Origin of the sequence: Calothrix sp. PCC 7507, from assembly GCF_000316575.1 — a bacterium.
Lineage (GTDB): Bacteria > Cyanobacteriota > Cyanobacteriia > Cyanobacteriales > Nostocaceae > Fortiea.
In genome coordinates this window covers 5,590,981-5,607,309 of sequence record NC_019682.1, presented here as the reverse complement: position 1 = coordinate 5,607,309, position 16,329 = coordinate 5,590,981, and the positions used below count along the sequence as shown (strand labels likewise).

15 protein-coding genes are annotated in these 16,329 nt (G+C 43.1%); 7 read left to right on the top strand and 8 right to left on the bottom strand.

What is annotated here, in order from left to right; all coding sequences use genetic code 11:
* Nucleotides 1-456 precede the first annotated feature (456 nt).
* Nucleotides 457-1,647 carry a glycosyltransferase family 4 protein gene (locus CAL7507_RS24070; RefSeq protein WP_015131094.1) on the top strand — a complete coding sequence of 397 codons (1,191 nt, stop codon included), beginning with the start codon at nt 457-459 and terminating at the stop codon, nt 1,645-1,647.
* Nucleotides 1,648-1,794: 147 nt separating this feature from the next.
* Nucleotides 1,795-2,832, top strand: coding sequence for a cyanophycinase (locus CAL7507_RS24065; protein ID WP_015131093.1), 1,038 nt, complete (start codon nt 1,795-1,797; stop codon nt 2,830-2,832).
* 39 nt (nt 2,833-2,871) lie between these two features.
* On the opposite strand, the gene CAL7507_RS24060 is transcribed toward CAL7507_RS24065, so the two are convergent.
* The 3 genes from CAL7507_RS24060 to CAL7507_RS24050 form a co-directional block, all read right to left on the bottom strand.
* Entirely contained in the window at nt 2,872-3,150 is a 279-nt protein-coding gene (locus CAL7507_RS24060; protein ID WP_042341533.1) for a hypothetical protein, read from the bottom strand.
* A 75-nt stretch (nt 3,151-3,225) separates the two neighbouring features.
* Nucleotides 3,226-4,392, bottom strand: a complete 1,167-nt coding sequence (locus CAL7507_RS24055; RefSeq protein ID WP_015131092.1) for an IscS subfamily cysteine desulfurase — start codon at nt 4,390-4,392, stop codon at nt 3,226-3,228.
* A gap of 2 nt (nt 4,393-4,394) precedes the next feature.
* Nucleotides 4,395-5,021, bottom strand: coding sequence for a type I restriction endonuclease (locus CAL7507_RS24050; protein WP_015131091.1), 627 nt, complete (start codon nt 5,019-5,021; stop codon nt 4,395-4,397).
* A gap of 181 nt (nt 5,022-5,202) precedes the next feature.
* On the opposite strand from CAL7507_RS24050, the gene CAL7507_RS24045 reads away from it, so the two are divergent.
* Nucleotides 5,203-5,976, top strand: coding sequence for an ABC transporter permease (locus CAL7507_RS24045; RefSeq protein WP_015131090.1), 774 nt, complete (start codon nt 5,203-5,205; stop codon nt 5,974-5,976).
* A gap of 53 nt (nt 5,977-6,029) precedes the next feature.
* Nucleotides 6,030-6,944: an ABC transporter ATP-binding protein gene (locus CAL7507_RS24040; protein WP_015131089.1), complete on the top strand. Its 915-nt coding sequence runs from the start codon at nt 6,030-6,032 to the stop codon at nt 6,942-6,944.
* A gap of 196 nt (nt 6,945-7,140) precedes the next feature.
* Here CAL7507_RS24040 and CAL7507_RS24035 read toward each other — a convergent pair whose 3' ends face one another.
* Together CAL7507_RS24035 and CAL7507_RS24030 are read right to left on the bottom strand one after the other, a co-directional pair.
* Nucleotides 7,141-7,395 carry a hypothetical protein gene (locus CAL7507_RS24035; protein WP_015131088.1) on the bottom strand — a complete coding sequence of 85 codons (255 nt, stop codon included), beginning with the start codon at nt 7,393-7,395 and terminating at the stop codon, nt 7,141-7,143.
* Between the two features lie 303 nt (nt 7,396-7,698).
* The gene (locus CAL7507_RS24030; protein ID WP_015131087.1) at nt 7,699-8,481 is read right to left on the bottom strand and encodes an FkbM family methyltransferase; all 783 of its coding nucleotides are present in this window, start codon (nt 8,479-8,481) and stop codon (nt 7,699-7,701) included.
* Nucleotides 8,482-8,744: 263 nt separating this feature from the next.
* On the opposite strand from CAL7507_RS24030, the gene CAL7507_RS24025 reads away from it, so the two are divergent.
* Together CAL7507_RS24025 and CAL7507_RS24020 are read left to right on the top strand one after the other, a co-directional pair.
* Nucleotides 8,745-9,230: a ribbon-helix-helix domain-containing protein gene (locus tag CAL7507_RS24025; RefSeq protein ID WP_042341530.1), complete on the top strand. Its 486-nt coding sequence runs from the start codon at nt 8,745-8,747 to the stop codon at nt 9,228-9,230.
* A complete protein-coding gene (locus CAL7507_RS24020) occupies nt 9,181-9,864 on the top strand; it encodes a PAS domain-containing protein (protein ID WP_015131085.1) in 684 nt (227 codons plus the stop codon). The genes CAL7507_RS24025 and CAL7507_RS24020 overlap by 50 nt, the downstream gene beginning before the upstream one ends.
* 201 nt (nt 9,865-10,065) lie before the next feature.
* Here the strand turns inward: CAL7507_RS24020 and CAL7507_RS24015 are convergent, their stop codons facing one another.
* Entirely contained in the window at nt 10,066-11,277 is a 1,212-nt protein-coding gene (locus CAL7507_RS24015) for an ATP phosphoribosyltransferase regulatory subunit (protein ID WP_015131084.1), read from the bottom strand.
* 237 nt (nt 11,278-11,514) lie between these two features.
* Between CAL7507_RS24015 and CAL7507_RS24010 the strand changes: the two genes are divergently transcribed.
* Nucleotides 11,515-12,264, top strand: a complete 750-nt coding sequence (locus CAL7507_RS24010) for a Uma2 family endonuclease (protein WP_015131083.1) — start codon at nt 11,515-11,517, stop codon at nt 12,262-12,264.
* 65 nt (nt 12,265-12,329) lie between these two features.
* On the opposite strand, the gene CAL7507_RS24005 is transcribed toward CAL7507_RS24010, so the two are convergent.
* The gene (locus CAL7507_RS24005; RefSeq protein WP_042341529.1) at nt 12,330-12,707 is read right to left on the bottom strand and encodes a response regulator transcription factor; all 378 of its coding nucleotides are present in this window, start codon (nt 12,705-12,707) and stop codon (nt 12,330-12,332) included.
* A 241-nt stretch (nt 12,708-12,948) separates the two neighbouring features.
* The gene (locus CAL7507_RS24000) at nt 12,949-16,317 is read right to left on the bottom strand and encodes a PAS domain S-box protein (protein ID WP_015131081.1); all 3,369 of its coding nucleotides are present in this window, start codon (nt 16,315-16,317) and stop codon (nt 12,949-12,951) included.
* Between the last annotated feature and the right edge of the window lie 12 nt (nt 16,318-16,329).

The window sequence follows — 16,329 nt, the reverse complement described above, 5'->3', positions numbered from 1 at the left end:
ATATCAGGGGGAGAGGGTGATGAGAGTTCGCTCTTTTGAACCTTTTTCCTGATTTTTGTCTGGAAAATGATGAGGTGATGGGAGAAAACATTCTTCCCATCGCCTCATTTACCAGTTAATATTTTGGGTTATGATTCAGTACTAAAAAATGGCAGTTGGTCATCAAGAATAGGCAATAGGCAAAAGTCAAGAGTCAAGAGTCAAGAGTCAAGAGTCATCAATTATTCTCTCCCAGTCCCCAGTCCCTAGTCCCCAGTCCCCAATCCCCAGTCCCCAGTCCCCAATCCCCAATCCCCAGTCCCCAGTCCCCAATCCCCAGTCCCCAATCCAGCCTTAACCAAAGACTGTTAAAAAAGCTCACAATTTTAGTAAATATACTCACTGCAAACAGCATCCCTGTAACTTTAGATAAATATAGTTTTGCAGCTTTTTATAAAGCATTGGAGAGTCTAGTAAATGAAGATACTGGTACTGAGTTGGGAATTCCCACCAAGGATAGTTGGTGGAATTGCTCGTCATGTAGCTGAGTTATACCCGGAACTGGTTAAGCTGGGTCATGAAGTCCACCTGATTACAACTGAGTTTGGTCAAGCATCGATGTATGAAGTGGTGGAAGGAGTCCACATACATCGGGTACCAGTAAATGCTGGTCACGACTTTTTCCACTGGGTGGTAAATTTAAATGGGAGCCTGGGTCATCACGGTGGGAAGTTAATTTTGGAAGAGGGACCCTTTGATTTAATCCATGCTCATGATTGGTTGGTTGGGGATGCGGCGATCGCTCTCAAGCATAACTTTAAAATACCACTGATTGCGACAATTCACGCTACGGAATACGGGCGCTATAACGGTATTCATACAGATACACAACGCTATATTAATCACAAAGAAGACTTGTTAGTTTATGATGCTTGGCGCGTGATCGTGTGTAGCGAATATATGCGTGGGGAAGTAGAACGCGCGTTAAATAGTCCTGGGGACAAAATTGATGTGATTTATAACGGGATTCGTCCAGAGAAGAAACAGCACCACCAAGATTTTCATGCTCAGGATTTTCGCAGCCGCTTTGCCGAAGATGACGAAAAAATCGTTTATTATGTCGGGCGGATGACATACGAGAAGGGTGTCCCGTTATTACTCAATGCGGCTCCCAAGGTGCTTTGGGAAATGGGGGGTAATGTTAAATTTGTCATCGTTGGTGGTGGCAATACTGACCATCTCAAGCGTCAAGCCTGGGATTTAGGCATTTGGGATAAGTGCTATTTTACCGGCTTTCTCTCTGATGAATATTTAGATAAATTCCAAACTGTGGCTGACTGTGCGGTGTTTCCTAGTCTGTATGAACCCTTTGGGATTGTGGCTTTAGAAAGCTTTGCTTCTCGTGTCCCAGTGGTAGTTTCCAACACAGGCGGTTTTCCCGAAGTAGTACAACATACGAAGACAGGCATTGTTACCTGGGTAAATAATTCTGATTCCATCGCTTGGGGAATTTTAGAAGTCCTGAAAAATCCAGGTTATCGGCAATGGTTAGTGGATAATGCTTATGAAGATTTAGCACAGCGCTTCTGCTGGACGAAATTAGCTAGGCAAACCGAGGCTGTTTATCAACGAGTTGTCAAAGAGCGATCGCAAGTTTTGTGGCTTTAAAACCTATAAATTACAATAGCGCAGAGGAAAAATGTTCACTCTGCGTTATTTTGGGTGAAAAATACAGTACAATCCCTGTACGCTGGGAATCATACCCCTTCTGGTGAGAGAGTAAGCAATATTTGCAGTTTGCGCCAGAAAATTAGTATGACAGATGCATTCCCCAAGATTGCAAAGTGCTGGAGGACTGTAAGAAACAGGTTGTCAGATATCAGAGACTACCTCAGATCATATCTTACAGTAGAATCAACACCCTACTTCGAGCAAAAGACTGCCTATGAGGAAAAGACTACTTATATTGCTCCTGCTTTAGCAGGGCCTGCTCTTGCTTTCGGTGGGGGTGGCCCCGATGTCGATGACGCTATCCAATGGATGATCAATCAAGTTAGAGGATGTACCAACTGCGCCACCAAAGTAGATGTTGTCGTTATCCGCGCCGCTGGTGATTATGAATATAATCGGTTAATTAAGGCGATGAAAGGCGTGAGTTCTGTAGAAACGCTTCTCATTAGCAATAGACAAGATGCCAACAAAGCGGAGATTGTCGAGAAAGTCAGAAATGCTGATGTGATTTTCTTTGCAGGTGGCGACCAGTGCCGATACATTCGTAACTGGAAAGATACTAAGCTGGAGAATGCTGTGCAATCAGTCTACGCCAAAGGTGGTGGCATTGGTGGCACAAGTGCAGGTGCGATGATCCTCAGTGAATACGTTTATGATGCTTGCGCTTCTTCCGAAAAAGGTATTGAAACCAGGGATGCACTCGAAGATCCCTACCGCGACATTACTTTTACTTACAACTTTTTTCGATGGCACAATTTGCAAGGAACTATTGTAGATACCCACTTCGATAGGCGAGAAAGAATGGGTCGAATTATGACATTTATTGCTCGTCAGATTAAGGATGGTGTATCTAAAAGTGTTTTAGGTATAGCAGTGAGTGAAAGTACTTCGGTGGTAGTGGATAAAAATGGTCTGGCGAAAGTCATGGGTAGGGGTGCAGCGTACTTTATACTCGGCGATCATATGCCGGAAGTTTGTGAACGTAGAACTCCTTTGACTTTTTCCAATTACAAAATTTGGAAGCTTCGTAGTGGTGAAACTTTCAACTTGAAAAACAGACCAACCTCAGGCTACTATCTCAGAAATGTGAAAAGGGGAAGGATTGATTACAATCCCTATTAAATCAGTGAACAGTGTAGACGCGTAGCGGCTTGCCGCAGGCTACAGTGAACAGTAAATTTGATAACTGATAACTGATGAGGGGGAAGTTTGAGTTGCGAAAATAGAAACTTGGACTTTTAAGCTTGAAGTTCCGAGTTCAAAGGCTGACGCTTCGAGTTCAAAGGCTGACGCTTTATGTTCAAAGGCTGACGCTTCGAGTTCTGAGGGTGAAGTTCCAAGTTCTGAGGGTGAAGTTCCAAGTTCAAAGGCTGACGCTTCGAGTTCAAAGGCTGACGCTTCGAGTTCTGAGGGTGAAGTTCCAAGTTCAAAGGCTGACACTTCGAGTTCTGAGGGTGAAGTTCCAAGTTCTAACTCTCAACTGTTCCCTCATCACCCTCATCACCCCCATCTCTTCTACACCAGGGTTGCTTGCTTGCGTAAACTTTGAATAGTAGCGATCGCATGTTTCGCTACAATATCAATCTCTTCTTCTGTATTCAGCCGTCCAATTCCAAACCGCACGGAAGCATAAGCTAGCTGTTCTGAATGTCCCAAGGCTGTGAGTACATGGGAGGGTGCAGTGTTGGTGGAAGTGCAAGCAGAACCAGAAGACACCGCCGCCACTGGCTGTAAACCTAGCAACAGCGCCGCCCCATCTACTCCCTCAACACTGATATTCAAATTCCCCGCTAGCCGCTGTGTAGGATGTCCGTTAATCTGAATCCCTTGTAAATGTGAGAGATGTAACCACAATCTTTCTCTGAGACTTGTTAAACGTTGGTTTTCTGTCGCTTGTTCTGTCAAAGCAATTTCCACAGCTTTACCAAAACCCACAATTTGCGGTGTATATAATGTGCCAGAACGCATCCCCCGCTCATGTCCACCCCCATGTTGCTGGGGAGCAATTTGCACTCTGGGATTGCGCCTGCGGACATACAGTGCCCCAATACCTTTTGGCCCATACACTTTATGTGCGGTGAGGGACATCAAGTCTATTTTCTGCGATCGCACATCTAAGGGAATTTTACCAATAGCTTGGGCTGCATCTGTGTGGAATAGGATTTGGCGATGTCTACAGATTTCCCCAATTTCTTTTAATGGCTGCAATACACCTATTTCATTATTTGCAGCCATCACCGATACCAAAATCGTATCGGGACGTAAAGCTTTTTCTAACTCAGTTAAATCAATTAAACCGTCTTTTTGAACTGGGAGAATAGTAATGTCAAATCCGAGTGTTTTTAAATATTCACAAGGGTCTAAAACAGCCTTATGTTCAGTTGCAGCAGTAATAATATGTTGACCTTTTTGAAAATAAGCTTCCGCCACACCTTTAATAGCCAAATTATTAGCTTCCGTCGCCCCACTAGTGAAAACAATTTCTTCTGGTGTAGCGTTAATTGCTGTTGCTAAAATCTCTCGCGCCTGTTTAATAGCCGCTTCTGCTTCCCAACCATAAACGTGACTATTACTAGCTGGATTACCAAAATTTTCTGTGAAATAGGGTAGCATTGCTGCTAATACCCGTTTATCTACGGCGGTAGTAGCGTGGTTATCAAGATAAATAGGACGACTAGACATAATTAACTCAAAACTTGACTCAGGTTTTTTAAAATTCTCAAAACTTGATATAGTTCATTTTCTCGCCTTAAAAGCGTAAATTCATCAGATAGGGCATATTGAGGTACATTTGACTTATTAAGCTTTAAGAAAAGAAAATGACTACCATTAGTTACTAATCCAAACACAGGTTGTTCTGGATGAGGATTAGCCAACATGTAAGCAAGTGCTTGAGGTATGGCTTCTAAAAGAGAAAAGCTAGCTCTTTTAGATTCAATCACTAACAACCAGAGTTGTTCTTGAATCACTAAAATATCAATTCGCCCTCTGACAATTTCTCCTTTATCCTCCAAAGCAATTTCAATAGATTCTTCAGTAGCAACTAAAAATGGATCATTATAAAATCCCGCAAAATCTAACAACGGGGATAATACGATCATTTTGACCGCATTTTCTAATATTGGTGGGCGCTTAACTAAGCGAAGAAAATTAGTTCTAACTCTGTCTAGATATTGCTTTTCTAAATCTGTGATTTCTGGTATAGCGTCAAGCCACTCTGTAAAAAAACCTGCACTATCAGTCTGTTGCAGACCAAATCTTTCTTCTAAATAAGCAAGTCCGACATTTTGCGCTTGGATTACTTGAACCATAGCTCATGCAAAAGGTGTGTATAATTATTCTAATACTATTTTTATAGGGCTAATATTTTATTTTTTAATATTATGTAGGATGGGCAATGCCTGCGATATCCAGTCTTTAGTGGGCAATGCCCACCCTATGAAGCCTGAAACTTTTTCAAAAGTCAAATTTTATTCTTATAACTAGCCCATAATGAAATATTGGCGTGAAACCATAGCTGTAACTCAACGGATCTTAATTGAACTGTTACGTCGCCGCCGGAGTCTAATTTTTTGGACTATTTTCCCAATTTCAGTTTTAACTCTCAGTGGATTTATTTTAGCAGAGCGGGCAAAACTACCAATCACCGATGCTTTTGCCTATGCTGCGCCCTCAACATTAGTTGGCGCAGCTCTATTTTTTAGCTGTTTAGGTGGGAGTGTCGCCACTGTAGTTGCAGAAAGAGAACAGCAAACCCTCAAACGCCTTTTTATTTCCCCTTTAAGTGGGATATCCTATTTTTTGGGCATTTTTCTAGCTCATAGTTGCATTGGCATTGGTCAGACACTATTAGTTTATGCGATCGCCGCTTTTTGGGGTGCTAGTTTTAAAGGTTCTATTTTCTTAGGACTCACAATTATTCTTATGAGTATCATTGCTTATGTTGGCTTAGGCTTTATTTTGGGTACACAATTAGCTCGTCGCATTGAAGATGTTAATTCTCTAGTCGCCGCTTTTGGCGTACCTTTATTAATTCTCGGCGGAGCATTCTTACCCGCTTCACTATTCCCTAAAACACTGATTAATATTGCCAAATATAACCCAATCTATCACATGAATGAAGCTCTTGTAGGAGTTTCCGCTAAGGGTGATGAAATTGGCAATATTGCATCACACTTTGGGTTTTTAGCTGTGTTTACTGTCATGATGGTTATTGGTGGATGGTTATCTTATCAGCGGATGTTGATAGTAGAAAGAAGACTGTGAGCATCCAGGTTAACAGTTATATATTTTCTGCATTAAAAAATAAAATTAAATCTATGCTAAAAATTCATCAGTTAAATAAGTCTTACGGTAAAAGACAAGTTCTACAAAATTTGAGCTTGTATATCAATTCGGGAGAAATTTATGGCTTGCTGGGTGCAAATGGAGCCGGAAAAACCACCACAATTAATATTATTTGTAATTTACTAACCGCTGATAGTGGTGAGATTAGATTGAATAATCAACCTATTTCGTCAGCCACAAAAAAATTAATAGGCATTGCCACCCAAGAGAATTTGCTTTATAAAACTCTATCTTGTGAGGAAAATCTGAGATTTTTTGCTGATATCTATGGTTTAGACAAGAAAACACGAGAAAAACAGGTGACAGAAACTCTAGCAGCAGTAAATTTATTAGATAGAGCCAAAAGTCCGGTAGAAACTCTTAGCGGCGGGATGCAACGACGGTTGAATATTGCAGTGGCTTTAGTACATCAGCCGCAGTTAGTGATTCTAGATGAACCAACTACAGGTTTAGATATTGAAGCCAGATATGAAATTTGGGAGTTAATTAGGCAACTGAAAAATCAAGGAATTACAGTTTTAATGACGACTCATTTATTAGATGAAGCAGAGCGTCTTTGCCACAGAATTGGTATTTTGAAAAATGGTCAGATTTTGGCTGATGGTAGTTTAGCAGAATTACGCACATTGATTCCCGCCCAAGAAATTGTTGTGATACAAACAAGAGAAGAAGCACAAGCGATCGCCAGAGCTCAAGAATATGGTTACACACATCGGTATTATGGTAATGATTTAGCTTTTTGGTTGCCAAAGCCTATGGAATTAAAGGAAATTATTGCACTGTTTGCAGGAATAACACTTGATTCTATAGCCCGCCAACCTGTAAGATTGGAACACATTTATTTGCAAATCACACAGCAAGCATTAGATCAAGCAAAAGAACCTTAGCAGCTACAGCGGAATTCAGGAGTCAGAATTTAGGAGTAAAACAAGATTTGCGATCGTGGTTGTGTGCCCCAGCAAATTGAAATACCCCATATAAAATTTTATTCCTGACTGCTGAATTCTGCTGTATGACTTACCTTTTTCTTAAACTACAAGCCAGATTTATAAAAATACTGCATCTATTTCCGAACAACACAGCTCATAGCAAAACAACATTACTACCCAAAGGCATCACAGTAGTAGCAACATGAGTGATTTGCCGATCAGCGTTGTACCACTCTTTTATCATTACAAACTCCGTAACAGGATCGTAAAGTAAAACTTCTATAGGCATCCGAAACTCGGAACAATAATGCACATCCCCATCCTTGGCAAAGTATACAGCACCACGTCCGTGCTTGTAGAATCCAATCAAGGCGGTTTTAGCGAGAGTATTCCAAGAAACGTATTTCATAATACTACTTTGTAAGGGACAGTATTTTCTTGAAGTCTTTAATATCACTTCATGCAAGATATACTTAGCTGATCTCTGCTCATCCGTATAAAAACTGAGATTGATCAACCCTTGTTATAGCAAAATGTTTAGTGTCAAATGGAATATCACGCTTTTTAGCCCCATAAAAACTGGGATGCACCCGCTCAAGAGAGTTATGAATTGTTAACTCGCGGCCTGATTTGCCCTCATTTTAAGAATTGCAGGTATTGCAGTGTGGCGCGCATCGCATCTCAAACTCTGTTCGCCCAAAGGGCTTATCACTTAGCCTTGCTTAGGTACAGCGAGAAAATTGAATGCTTGAAACGGATACTCATGAGCTTGATCAAATCGTTCAAAGCTCAATGGTTGCCCATTGTTGAGAAAATCTTTAAGTAGGAATATTGAGTATGAATGTTGCTGAGTTAAAAACTCAAACACTTCAGCAGTAGTAAAGTTGAAGGTAGCGAGTTTTTCTCGGCCAGACTCAAATAAAACAATTGGCTGATAGCGAGATAATGTCTCTTCAGCACCACGCAGTACTGCTAATTCCGCACCAATAACATCGATTTTAATAAAATCAACACGCTGCTCTGGATTGAGAACATTGTCTAGTCTTTCAGACTTAACAATAATTTTCTCAGTATTTTCACTCTCCTCTTTTTTTTCTGCGTAAAGCGCATTCACACCTGAGACACGAGTATTGATATAAAATGCCACCTCCCCAGGTTTGTCGCTCAGTGCTAATTCTCTAATATCTACTTCTGGAAACTTTTGTCTCAGCCAATTTGCTTTATGTGGCGTTGGCTCAAAAGCTATGTGTTTTCCTTGGGGAGCAAGCTGCAGCATTGTGTTGAGCAACGCACCTAAATGGCATCCTATATCAAAACAGTTAAATGAGTGATTGATTACACGCCGCATCATCTGCTCAATTCTGTATGGCTCTAGATAAATTTCTTGTAGTTCAGGATACTTTTTTTGTTCTCTAATTTGTACAAGAGACCTGAGAGTCTCTGCTGGTTTCTGCAACGGTGTACGGATCAGAAGGTGCTTAAAGTAGTCTTGCATGAGTTTCAGAATTCCATCAGTACAAAAACTCAATTAGCCTACAATACTTCTTTAAGTATGTAAAAGTACTTAAACTACAATTGCACTAAATTAAAGAATTTATCAAGTTAAGAACTTATATTTACTACTCCATATCTGGAAATTACTCTTTGTCATTTTTTTGTGCCATCATGTCATTTTAACTTACGTTAAAAATGTCTTGATATTTAGATGTCATGAGAGAAAATGGAGAACAGACAAACACTAATGAGGATTCCAAAATTATGACTGACAGAAGACGCTCTGATGATTTTAAGCAGGTGAGCGGCTATGTTCCGGTAGATTTGGCGCGGGAATTCAAAAGCATTTGCGCTCGTGAAGGAGTCTCCCAAAGTGACGCATTAGAAGAGATGATTCGTGAGTGGATAGGCAAAAGAACCGGATCTCACCCCTCAACCCCTCAAACAACCCCTCCAGAAACAATTGCGGATGTCGTCAGGACTAACATGACAAAACTTAAAAGTTGTGGAGTCAAAAATTTACATGCACTTTCCAGGGGAGAAGTACTACCTACACCAGGAGATTTCGCCATTATCACCTCGGCTCTGGCCATTCCTGAAGAACAGCGGAAAAATATTTGGCAAAAAACTTTAAAATTTTCCGTGTTGAGCGAATTTATGGGTGTAAAAGTATATAAAGATTCTGGAGGTGTAAAAGAAGATGAGTGTGAGCATTCTCAGAACTCTGAACCTACCGGGCTGGAACTATAAAATCTCCTTTGAGGGGATTTCTATCCTTGCCCCTACAAAACGAGATGCTACTCACCTGGCCCAAAGCTACGGAGATGCTCTCAGTGAGACCGCGTCAAAAATCAAAGGTAAGGTACGGATAGGGTGGAGAGGCTGCAAACACCCAATTGAGTTTTTTGGGTGGATGTCATCTGCCGAAGCGCCGCAGCCTTCCGAAACTGCTGAAAGTATCTTGAGTTGTGGCGGTGCGGTTTTTTGTAGCCAGTTACATATCCCCGTGGATTTGTTATACCGCATGGTTTCAGCCGCCGACAATGAGCGTCCAGTGAGCATTGTCAGACAAGACAACCGTAAGCAGATCATTGTTAATCAGCCAATGGCTGACATGTTGCAGACTCCGCCTGAGGTGGCTACTCAAAGGGTGATGAACCACTTTTGGCTACCAGAGGATTTGGCTCAACTGGAACAACGGCTACAGAGGCAAGGACGATTCACTTGGACTTACTCTGCGGGACTCAATGAGCAAGCTTGGGCTGTTCTCACCACTCAATTTGAGGCTTTCGAGGTTGAAGGCATTTGGTATAGACAGGGAACTTGTTTATCAACTCCTCAGCTTGTGCCAATTCCGCCAGGAGCATTTGCTCCAGCCGCTTAGGTGGACAATTTAATCACTTCCAGACGCAAATCATGTCAGGGTGCGCTGCTTTTTGGGGACTGGGGACTGGGGATTGGGGATTGGGGATTGGGGATTGGGGACTGGGGACTGGGGATTGGGGACTGGGGATTGGGGATTGGGAGAGTGAATAATTCTTGACCCTTGACTCTTGACCCTTGACTTTTGACTCTTGACTCTTGCCTAAAACAATGACTCGATTTTTGGTGAGCCATCGGGCTTGATCCAGGCAATTTGGGCGATGCGGCGATCGCGTGCATATTGCCGGATAGCTTGGGGATCTCGTGCAACTAAATCCATTTCCACCCGCACTAAGTCAGTGGAATCGCGCAGTTTTTGCGCGTAGGCGAAGGCGGCAGCATCAGCTTTGGGCGTTTCTGGGACTACCAACCAATCGCTAGCTGGCGGATTTTGTGGTAATTGCTGAGTAGATAAGATAACTTGGTATAAATCTTCGATATTGAGTGCAAAGCCAATGCCGGGGATGTCTTCGCCTTGGGGATGATATAACCCTAAAAGTTTGTCGTAGCGACCACCACGACCTAAAATTTGGGCTTGTCCTGGGCTATCACTGACGACTTCAAAGACAATTCCTGTATAGTAATCTATGGTTTGAATCAGGCTGAGGTCAAGGATTAAAGGGAAATTTCCCCCTGATTCTAATAACTGCACTAGGGAGGTGAGGTTATTAACTGCCTCTTGTTGTGCTTGATTGAGATTCAAGCTATTGACTTTTTGTAAGACATCAGAACTATTACCCCGTAGATCCAGCATAATGCGGGCACGATCGCGTAATTCGTCACTTAGAGGTAAAGTATCTATAGTCACGCGGTCGAGATTAGCGATCGCACTACGGATTTGATCGCGTAAATGAACAGGAAAAGCATCAAGAAGCGATCGGGTGATTCCCGCCTCACCTAAAATTAAATGCCACCGTTGCAATGACAGCGCTGACAAGCAATCCGCCACCAATAACAGCACTTCCGCATTTGCCAGCAATCCACCAACACCCAGTAACTCCACCCCAGCCTGATAAAACTCATGCTGGCGATTATGCCTGTTTTCCCAAATGCGCCGAAACACATTGGCGTTGTAGTACAGCCGTTGGGGATATGTTACCCCTGCCATGCGAGTGACAACAGTGCGAGCAATCGAGGCTGTCAATTCTGGACGCAGCCCTAATTCTTCATCTTCAGCATTTTGCAGTTGAATTACCGTTTGACGCTGAATTGCTTCACCCGCCATGAGAGTATCCATGCGTTCCAGCGTTGAGGTGATAATCCTGTGATATCCCCAGCGGTGAAACACCTGCTGTAACCTATCTTCAATCCAGCGTTTTTGAGCCACATCTAAAGGCAATAAATCCCTAGCTCCCGCTGCTGGTTGATACACCATTAAATCCTCCGTAATGTTCAGTCAAAGTTGAGACTGAAATTAGAACTTCCAAAAACAGGAGTCTCAGCAATGGAATACATTGTATCTCGGCAACGGAGACATTTCTGCTAGAGCGATCGCCTAAAATGAATATACTTAAAGTCAGTGAACAGTCTTAAAGACATAAGATGGAGAATCGTTACCCAACAGATGAAACTGATAACTGTTCACTGATAACTGTTGATGGAGGTAACAGCGATGGTTTCCCAAATTGAATCTTCTGCACCTTCGGAGATTTTTTATCCTGAATCTGATGATCAGCCGATGGCGAATAATACAGAACACTTTGAAATGATCGTTCTGGTCAAGGGCAATTTAGATATTCTGTTTGCTGACGATCCCAATGTTTTTATCGCTGGCGATTTATTCTGGTATCCTATCCAAGGCAATAATAAAATAAAATACGCACCTGATGTCATGGTTGCCCTCAGTCGCCCTAAAGGCCGTCGCTCTTCTTATAAGCAGTGGGAAGAAGGAAACCAGCCGCCGCATGTGGTGTTTGAAATCATCTCACCAGCCAACACAATAGCGGAAATGGATCGCAAGTTGCTATTCTACGAACGTCATGGTGTGGAAGAATACTATATATACGACTCAGCAAATAATCAACTACGAGTTTGGTTACGCGGTGAGTACGGCTTAGATTGGGTGGATTTTGGTCAAACGTGGGTAAGTCCACGGCTGCAAATTACTTTTGATGTCTCCGGTGAACACTGGCAACTTTTCTACCCAGATGGTCAACCTTTTGTGACATTTGGTGAGTTAATGGCACAAGCGCAAGCTGCACAACAGCAAGCGCAAGCTGCACAACAACAAGCACAAGCTGCACAACAGCGCCTGCAACAAGCAGTACCGCGACTATTGAGTATGGGATTAAATCGAGAACAAGTAGGGGATGCTTTGGGATTGAGTGTAGAAGAAGTAGAAGCGATCGCCCTGAATCTCTAAGTTGATCGTACAAAAAGCGATCGCCCTCAAAAGCTGCGTCTTAGTGTTTAGTCTGGTTACAAGTCTCAAAAACCTAACACCTCCATTGATTTTTCCAGTACTTCTTTAGGGCGAAATGGTTTAGTCAGATATAAGTCTGCACCAACCTCCATTCCTTTTTGTTTATCAAATTCCTGTCCCTTAGCTGTCAAGATGATGATGTAGATGTCAGTCATTTGCAACTCATGTTTCACAATCTGGCAGACTTTCAGACCATTCATTTTAGGCATCATCACATCAAGAAAAACCAAGTTTGGTTTTTCAGTTTTAATGGTTTCGAGAGCTTCTTCGCCATTTCTCGCAGTTAGAAGTTCAACCCCTTCATCTTCTAATGCTTCTAGGGCTTGTTCCATCAAAATCAAGATATTCGGTTCATCATCGACAATCAGAATTTTTTGGCTCATAGGATTTGTCATTAGTCATTGGGCATTAGTCATTAGTCATTAGTCATTAGTCATTAGTCATTAGTCATTAGTCATTAGTCATTAGTCATTAGTCATTAGTCATTAGTCATTAGTCATTAGTCATTAGTCATTAGTCATTAGTCATTAGTCATTGGGCATTAGAAAACTCTTCCCCAGTCCCCAGTCCCCAGTCCCCAGTCCCCAGTCCCCAGTCCCCAGTCCCTAGTCCCTAGTCCCCAAATTATTGATCGGACAGCATGATGAAAAATACATTCTCCAATTCCTTCTCAAACCGTAGGGTTTTCACCAAATCGGCTTCTTGAGAAAAAATAGAATCAATGATGATCATGTCAGGTTTAGCTGACAACGCTTTATTGATGCATTCTTGGGGGTTGGAAGCTCCAATCACGCTGTATCCCTGAGTTTGTAGCACATCCGATAGGATTTTAAAAGTTGACGCATTTTTATCAACTACCAATACCTTTTTACTGGAAGTGCCTTGAGAAAGTAGTGAGCCAATTTCGGTGAGGAGGTTCTCGGTGTTGATGGGCTTGGTAAGATAGCGATCGATGCCAATATGGTAGCCTCGTTCTTTGTTTTCAATAATTGACAAAATGATGATGGGAATATCTGCTGTCTGAGGATCATTTTTGAGGACAGCCGCGACATCGAAACCGTTGATTTGAGGCATCATCACATCCAAGAGAATCAAATCGGGACGGGCTGTTTTGATTTGATGAATTGCATCTACGCCGTCTTTTCCTTCCCGGACGTTGTAGCCTTCGTTTTCTAGTTGTTGACGCAGCAGTTCTCGAATGTTGGCATCATCATCCACCACTAAAATGGTTTTGCGGTTTTCTTCCAGGACAGTGTTTGTGGTGATCACATGTTCTTTGAGTTGTTTTACCAAGGCATCTAGATTCAGCTTGGCACTGGTTGTATGATTGCTGGTGTAAATCGGAATGATGAACGAAAACGTACTCCCTTCACCTGGCTGACTTTCTACCCAGATTCTACCGCCGTGATGTTCAACAATTTGTTTGCAGATGGGCAGTCCTAAGCCTGTGCCTTTGGGTTTGTCGGTGAGGGTGTCGCCAACTTGCCGGAATTTCTCGAACACCTTAGGCTGGTCTTCAGGTGCAATGCCAACGCCTGTATCAATGATGCTAATGCAAACACCGTTGTTTTGTTGTCTGATGCGGCAAGTTATGGAACCGGATTCGGTAAACTTAATGGCATTGGAAATCAAATTAATCAAGACTTGGAGTAAACGATTGCGATCGCCCACTACTTCAGGTAATCCCGGTTCAATGTCGCTAATTAGCTGCAAGCCATTGGTTTGAAACAATGCGGCTGTGGAAGTGGTTGCCCAATCTACTAACTCACTTGGATCAAGGGGCTGCATTTGCCATTCCACTTTACCTGCTTCCATTTTGGCAATGTCTAAGACATCGTTAATCAAAGATGTCAGCCGTTCTGCTTCCGACACAATAATCTTAAGGTTGTCACCCACTCGCTTGATAGTTTTCTGCAGCTTGCGGTCTTCGGTAGAAAGCATCGGGAACACATCAGTTTCCAGCTTTTCTTGAATGATGGAAGCAAAACCGAGGACAGAAGTCAATGGTGTCCGCAGTTCGTGGGAAACCGTGGAGATGAAATCGGTCTTCATCTTGTCGATTTCCTTTTCTGCAGTCACATCCCGAATCAGCAGCGCCGAACCAAAGCAGACAGCTGGTTCATTGACTACCGCCCTTTTGAAGATGGCGGTGGCTACTGCTTGACCAATGCGTTCTTTCGCTAGGGCAACTTCCGCAGCAAACACTTCGCTGGGATGGGACTGAGTTCGGTCAACCAAGTTTGCTAAACCGGATATCGGTAATTCCTGATAGTGACCTTTGACAAGATTAGCTGTCAATCCATACATAGTTAAAAACGCAGGATTGAAGTGGGTAATTTGTCCGGTGGTGTCTACCACTAACAAACCATCGGCTAAGTTATCCAAAATAGCATTTAAACCTTGGGCTTCTGCTAGGGTATTTTCCAGGGCAGCCGTCCTTTCTGCTACTCTGGTTTCTAGTTTTTGATTTAGTTGCCGCAGAGCAATTTCTGCTTGTTTACGGGCAGTAATATCAGTATTAATTTCCAGAACAGCGGCAGGCTGACCAGAAATGTTTCGTTGCAGAGTCCATCGGCTCTGAACCGTGATCAGTTTACCATCGCGGGTGAGGTGTTGCACTTCTCCTTCCCAATAGCCTTGCTGTAATAATTCGGCGATGATTGCTTCTTTTGGTTTGGGAAAGGTTTTTTTGAGAAATGTGTAAATGTATTGGCCTTTTGCCTCCTCACGAGTCCAGCCGTAAAGCCTCTGTGCGCCTTGATTCCAGTATGATATTTTGTCGGTCATGTCGCGGACGATGATCGCATCGCTGGAATGATTCAACATGTCCATCAGCCGTTGATTTTCGGCTTCTGCTAGCTTGCGTTCATGAATATCAGTGCAGGTGCCAATCCATTCCCGGATACTCCCATCTGCTTCCATGACGGGGGCACCATACACAGAGAAATAGCGGTATATACCATCCTTGTCACGTAGCCGATATTCGGTTTGATAAAGACCTCTGTTGGCTACAGCCGCACTCCAAACTTCTGCGGAACGGGCGCGATCGTCAGGGTGAATTGGATCTAGCCAGCCCCAACCGTCAACCTCCTCTTGAATCTGACCTGTGTAGGCGATCCAAGTCAGCATTTCACTGCTGATCGCCAGTCCTTCCGGAGTAGCCGCCCAAATGATCTGTGAGGTAGCAGTTACTAAAGCGCCATATCGTTCTTTAAGACGCTGATTTTCGGCTTCTGCCAGCTTGCGATCGTGAATATCAGTGCAGATGCCAATCCACTCGCGAACACTACCGTCTTCTTCGATCACAGGGGCACCCCACACCCAAAAGTAGCGATAGATGCCATCTTTGCCCCGAATTCGGTATTCAATTTGATAGACCTGACAGTTCGTCACAGCCTCTCCCCAAACTTTACCAGTGCGATCGCGATCTTCAGGATGAACGGCCTCAATCCAGCCCCCATTCTCAGCTTCAGCTAAAGTTTGACCTGTATAGGCAATCCAACTTGTTAGTTCAAAACATATTCCTTCTGGTGTGCTGACCCAGATAATTTGGGTATTAGCTGTCACCAGAGAACGGTATCGGGCTTCGCTTTGTTTCAAGATTTTTTCAGCGTTTTGGTTTTCTTGGTGGGCAGGCTTGAGGTCGCTAATGTCCTCTACCGTTGACAAAATTAGTTGCCCTCCGTCCTTGTCGATCAGCACTCCCGAAAGCCTAACCGGAACCAAATACCCATCTTTGTGGATGTATTCTATTTCACAGGCTCTGTAGCGCCCAGTCCGTTCTAGGCTCTCTAGCATAGCTGCCTTGGCGGCATCTTTTTGGGACATCATCTCCCAGTAGTTAAAATTTAGGGTTTCCGGGATGGTGCTACCCAAAATGGCAGCATAAGCAGGGTTGATATCAATCAGCGTCCCATCCATCTGGCACAATGCTAAACCAACTGGGCATTGTTCAAATAACTGACGGTTGTATTCATCAATTTGGCTAGGCATAGTTGAAATTTC